This is a genomic window from Gordonia sp. (in: high G+C Gram-positive bacteria), from assembly GCF_049299075.1.
Lineage (GTDB): Bacteria > Actinomycetota > Actinomycetes > Mycobacteriales > Mycobacteriaceae > Gordonia.
The window spans coordinates 1-5042 of record NZ_JBAQWU010000327.1; the positions used below are offsets into that span (position 1 = coordinate 1).

Genomic DNA, 5042 nt, shown 5'->3' on the forward strand with positions numbered 1-5042 from the left:
CCCGGCACGCGATCTCGCCCCGGTTGGCGACGAGGACGGACGTGATCACATTCGCAGTCATGGGCTTCCTCACATCCGGAAGACACCGAAGTTGCTGGTGCCCTCCACTGGCGCACTCGCGATGGCCGACAGGCTCATGCCGAGAACCGAACGGGTGTCGCGGGGGTCGATGACGCCGTCGTCGTAGAGCATTCCGGACAGGAACATCGGCACCGATTCTGCTTCGATCTGCGCCTCGATCATCGCGCGCATACCGGCGTCGGCTTCCTCGTCGACGATGCCACCCTTGGCTTCGGTGGAGGCCCTTGCGACGATGGAGATCACCCCGGCCAGCTGCGCGCCGCCCATCACCGCCGATTTCGCGCTCGGCCAGGCGAACAGGAATCGCGGGTCGAAGGCGCGGCCGCACATCCCGTAGTGGCCTGCGCCGTAGCTGGCGCCGACCAGGACCGAGATGTGCGGGACTGTCGAGTTGGCGACGGCATTGATCATCATCGAGCCGTGCTTGATGATGCCGCCCTGCTCGTACTGTTTGCCCACCATGTAGCCGGTGGTGTTGTGTAAGAACAGCAGTGGCGTGTTGGACCGGTTCGCGAGCTGAATGAACTGCGTCGCCTTCTGCGACTCAGCCGAGAACAGCACGCCCTGTGCGTTGGCCAGGATGCCGACGGCAAATCCGTGAATCCGGGCCCAGCCGGTGCACAGCGAGGTGCCATATTCGGGTTTGAACTCGTCGAAGTCACTGTCGTCGACGATCCGCGCGATCACCTCGCGCGGATCGAACGGCACCTTCAGATCCGGGGGTACGACGCCGAGCAACTCTTCCGGGCTGTACCGCGGTTCCGGTGCGTGCGACGACGGCGCGGGCCCCTTCTTCTGCCAGTTCAGCCGGGCGACGATGCGCCGTCCGAGACGGATCGCGTCCTGCTCGTCTTCGGCGAGGTAGTCGGCCAGACCGGATGTGCGCGCATGCATCTGCGCACCGCCGAGTTCCTCGTCGTCGCTCTCCTCACCGGTGGCCATCTTGACCAGCGGCGGTCCGCCGAGGAAGACCTTGGACTGCTCCTTGATCATGACGATGTGGTCGCTCATTCCCGGCACATAGGCCCCGCCTGCGGTCGAGTTGCCGAAGACCAGCGCGATGGTCGGGATACCGGCCGCCGACAGTCGGGTGAGGTCGCGGAACATCCGACCGCCCGGAACGAAGACTTCTTTCTGGGTGGGCAGGTCGGCGCCGCCGGACTCCACCAGGGAGATCACCGGCAGCCGGTTCTCCAGAGCGATGTCGTTGCAGCGCAATATCTTTCGCAGCGTCCACGGGTTTGAGGTGCCACCTTTGACGGTGGGGTCGTTGGCCACGATCAAACATTCGACGCCTTCCACCACCCCGATGCCGACGCACGCTGAGGCGCCGACCGCGAACGCTGAGCCGAAGGCGGCGAGCGGACACAGTTCCAGGAACGGCGAGTCGGCATCGATCAGCAGTTCAATGCGCTCGCGCGGCAACAGCTTTCCGCGCTGACGGTGCCGCGCCACCGAGCGTTCGCCGCCACCGTCGAGCACCTTGCCGAACTCCACGTCCAGCTCGGCGAGTTTGGCGTTCATCGCCTCAACGTTCGCGGCGAACTCCGCCGAGTCGGTGTCGAGTGTGCTGCGCAGAACGGTCACGTGGTGTACCCCAATCGGTTCGCGGCCAGTGTTCGCAGAATCTCGTTGGTGCCGCCGCCGATGCCGATGATGCGGATATCGCGGTACTGCCGCTCCACCTCGGTGCCGGTCATGTAGCCCATCCCGCCGTATAGCTGGACGGCCTTGTTGGCGACCCACTCGGCGGTCTCGACGGCAGTGTTCTTGGCGAAGCAGACTTCGGCGATCAGGTCCGTATTGCCAGCGCAGTACTGGTCGATGACGGCGCGCGTGTAGACGCGGGCGGTGTCGATCATGCGCGCCATATCGGTCACCGCGTCCTGCACGTTCTGCCGGGCGATCAGCGGCTTACCGAAGGTCTCGCGCTCCCGAACCCAGTCGAGCGTCAGGTCGAGGCAGCGCTGCGCCTGCGCGTACGCCTGCACCGCCAGGGCCACGCGTTCGGTGACGAAGGCGGCCGCGATCTGGGCGAATCCGGAGTTCTCGGCCCCCACCAGGTTTTCCACCGGAACGCGGCAGTCGACAAAGGAGAGTTCCGCAGTGTCCGAGGCCCGCCAGCCCATCTTGTCGAGTTGGCGGTCCACCGCGAAGCCGGGTGTGCCCTTCTCGATCACCAGAAGCGAGACGCCGGCCGCGCCGGGACCGCCGGTGCGCACCGCGGCCACCACGAAGTCGGCCCGGACTCCGGAGGTGATGAAAGTCTTGGCGCCGTTGACAATGTAGGCCTCACCGTCGCGCACCGCGGTGGTCCGCAGGTTCCCGACGTCGCTGCCGCCGCTCGGTTCGGTGATTGCCAGGGCGCCGATGAGGCGGCCGTCGATGGTGGGCCGAACCCACGTGTCGATCTGGGTGTGGTCGCCGGCCGCGATCAGGTGCGGCAGGGCGATGCCGCTGGTGAACAGGGAGGCGAAGACGCCCCCGGCCACGCCGCGCTCGTGCAGCTCCTCGCACAGAATGCCGGCGTCGGCGGCGTCACCGCCAGCCCCGCCCACCGACTCCGGGTAGGCCAGGCCGATCAGACCGAGTTGGGCAGCCTCGGCGTGGAGTTCGCGCGGGATCTCGCCGGCGCGTTCCCACTCGTCCTGGTACGGCAGAATGTGCCGCTGGGCGAATCCGGCCACCGTCGCGCGCAGGGCCCGACGCTCGGGGGTCTCCCACGCGGCGTTGGTGATCGGCATATCTCTTCTTTCGGTGGACGAACGGATCAGTGCAGCAGCTGTTCCGGGATCTCGACGTGGCGCGAACGCAACCACTCGCCGAGACCTTTGGCTTGCGGATCGAAGCGGACGTTCTCGGCGACGCCGCGGCCCAGGATCCCTTCGATCACGAAGTTCACCGCCCGCAGGTTCGGCAGCCGGTAGCGGTGGATCTCCAGACCGTCGGCCTCCGGGAGCAGCTCGACCAGCCGCTCGGTGCTCAGGAACTGGTCAAGCCACCGGTAGGCTGCATCGCTGCGGGCCCACAGCCCGATGTTGGCGCTGCCGCCTTTATCGCCGCTCCGCGCGCCGGCGACGGCGCCCAGCGGCAGGCGCCGGGTCGGCCCCCAGTCGGTGGCCGAGACAGGCGCCGGATCGTCGTTGTCGATCATCGGGGTGGCGCGCAGCGCCGACGGCGGGATCAGCACGGTGCGTCCGTCGACCTGCGTAACGCGGTGCTCCACCAAGCCGGCGTCGACGTAGCCGGGTTCAAAGACCCCGTACGGCGACCCGTTTCCGGGCGGCGCGGTGAGCGTGAAACCGGGGTAGGTGGCCAGCGCGAGCTGCACGGCGGTGTTGGCGAACGCCCGGCCGACCTTCTTCGGGTCGGTGTCGCGGGCGACGCACCGCAGGATGGCGCTGGCTTGTTCCTCGGTGTCGGCGTCGGGGCGGTCGTGCCGGACGAGCGTCCATTCGAGTTCGGCGGGCACCTCGGGCAGCGCGGCGGTGAACTGTTCCTGAAAGAGCGTGGCCTTGGCCTCGATGTCGAGGCCGGTGAGGACCACGTCCACCTCGTTGCGCAGCCCGGCGAGCTGGTTGAGCGAGACCTTGAGGTCAGTCGGCGGCGCCTCACCGGTAGCCGCCGAGATCGCGACGCGGTCGGGTCCGCGTTGCGTCAGCTGCACCGAGTCCAGGCGCGCGGTGGCATCGGGGTTGTAATACCGCGGTCCGCGGACCTCGTACAGCAACTGGGAAGTGACAGTGCCGATACTCACTTCGCCACCGGTGCCGTCGTGCTTGGTGATCACCGAGGAGCCGTCCGAATGTAGTTCGGCGATGGGAAATCCCAAGTGCCCCATAGGTATTTCGGTGAAGAACGAGTAGTTGCCGCCGGTGGCTTGTGCGCCGCACTCGATCACGTGTCCGGCGATCACGGCTCCGGCGATGGGGTGCAGGTCGCGCTCGGTCCAGTCGAAGGCGGCGGCGGCCGGGCCGACGGTCAGCGAGGCATCGGTGACGCGGCCGGTCACCACGATGTCGGCGCCGCGGTCCAGCGCGGACTTGATGCCGAAGGCGCCGAGGTAGGCGTTCGCGGTCAACGGTGCGCCCAGGCCGAGTTCGGCGGCGCGCGGGGCGAGGTCGTCGCCGGAGACAAAGGCGATTCCGGCGTCGACGCCCAGCTCGCTCGCCAGCTCCCGGAGTGCGACGGCCAGACCGTGCGGGTTGAGGCCGCCGGCGTTGACCACGATCCGCACCTGCCGGTCCAGCGCCAATGCCAGGTTCTCACGCATCTGGTGCAGGAAGGTCTTGGCGTAGCCCAGCGACGAATCCTTCATGCGATCGCGGCCGAGGATCAGCATGGTGAGTTCGGCGAGGTAGTCGCCGGTCAGGTAGTCCAGTTCGCCGCCGGTCAGCATCTCCTGAACTGCGCTGAAGCGATCGCCGTAGAAGCCCGATGCGTTGCCGATGCGCACCACGTCGGTCATGTCAGTTCGCCTGCTCGGGCGGTGTCGACGGTGCCCGACCACTTCCGGGCGGCCCGGCGAAGACCTGTGCGATGGTCCCCCACTGCTGGGCGTCGTCGCCGATCAGTTCCAGTCGCAGATCGTCGAGGTGGCGACGCTGAGTCACCAATTCGCAGAAGTCGACGGCGGGCCCGCGCACCACATTGGCCGCGTCCGGCGGCCCCCAGGTCCACAGTTCGCCCGACGGCGCGGTGATTTCCCAGCGAAACTCGTCGGCTGGCGCCGCCAGTCCGTTGACGACGTAGGCGAAGTCCCGGGTACGCACGCCCAGGTGCACGATGTTGGCGATCCGGTCGTCGGGCTCGGCGGCGACGCCGAGCGCGTCGGCCACGTCACGCCCGTGCGCCCAGGTTTCCATCAGCCGCGCGGTGGCCATCGACGGTGCCGACATCGGCGGACCGAACCACGGGAGCTTGACGCCCGCGGGTACTGCCACCAGTGCGCCGGACAGCCG

The 5042-nt window shown here is 67.9% G+C and carries 4 protein-coding genes; all 4 read right to left on the reverse strand.

Annotation, left to right across the window (positions count from 1 at the left end):
• Positions 1–69: 69 nt before the first annotated feature.
• Positions 70–1668 (reverse strand): acyl-CoA carboxylase subunit beta, encoded by a 1599-nt coding sequence (locus WAW85_RS10095; RefSeq protein WP_422559483.1) that lies wholly within the window; start codon positions 1666–1668, stop codon positions 70–72.
• A complete protein-coding gene (locus tag WAW85_RS10100; RefSeq protein WP_422559484.1) occupies positions 1665–2825 on the reverse strand; it encodes an acyl-CoA dehydrogenase family protein in 1161 nt (386 codons plus the stop codon). The genes WAW85_RS10095 and WAW85_RS10100 overlap by 4 nt, the downstream gene beginning before the upstream one ends.
• A 26-nt stretch (positions 2826–2851) precedes the next feature.
• Positions 2852–4549, reverse strand: a complete 1698-nt coding sequence (locus WAW85_RS10105) for an acyclic terpene utilization AtuA family protein (protein ID WP_422559485.1) — start codon at positions 4547–4549, stop codon at positions 2852–2854.
• Between the two features lies 1 nt (position 4550).
• Positions 4551–5042, reverse strand: a 492-nt coding sequence (locus WAW85_RS10110) for a maleylpyruvate isomerase family mycothiol-dependent enzyme (RefSeq protein ID WP_422559486.1), incomplete at its 5' end; no start/stop codon positions are given.

Excerpts from the sequence above, each read along its gene's own strand:
- WAW85_RS10105 (WP_422559485.1), bottom strand. The coding sequence starts at position 4,549 with ATGACCGACGTGGTGCGCATCGGCAACGCATCGGGCTTCTACGGCGAT.
- WAW85_RS10100 (WP_422559484.1), bottom strand. The coding sequence starts at position 2,825 with ATGCCGATCACCAACGCCGCGTGGGAGACCCCCGAGCGTCGGGCCCTG.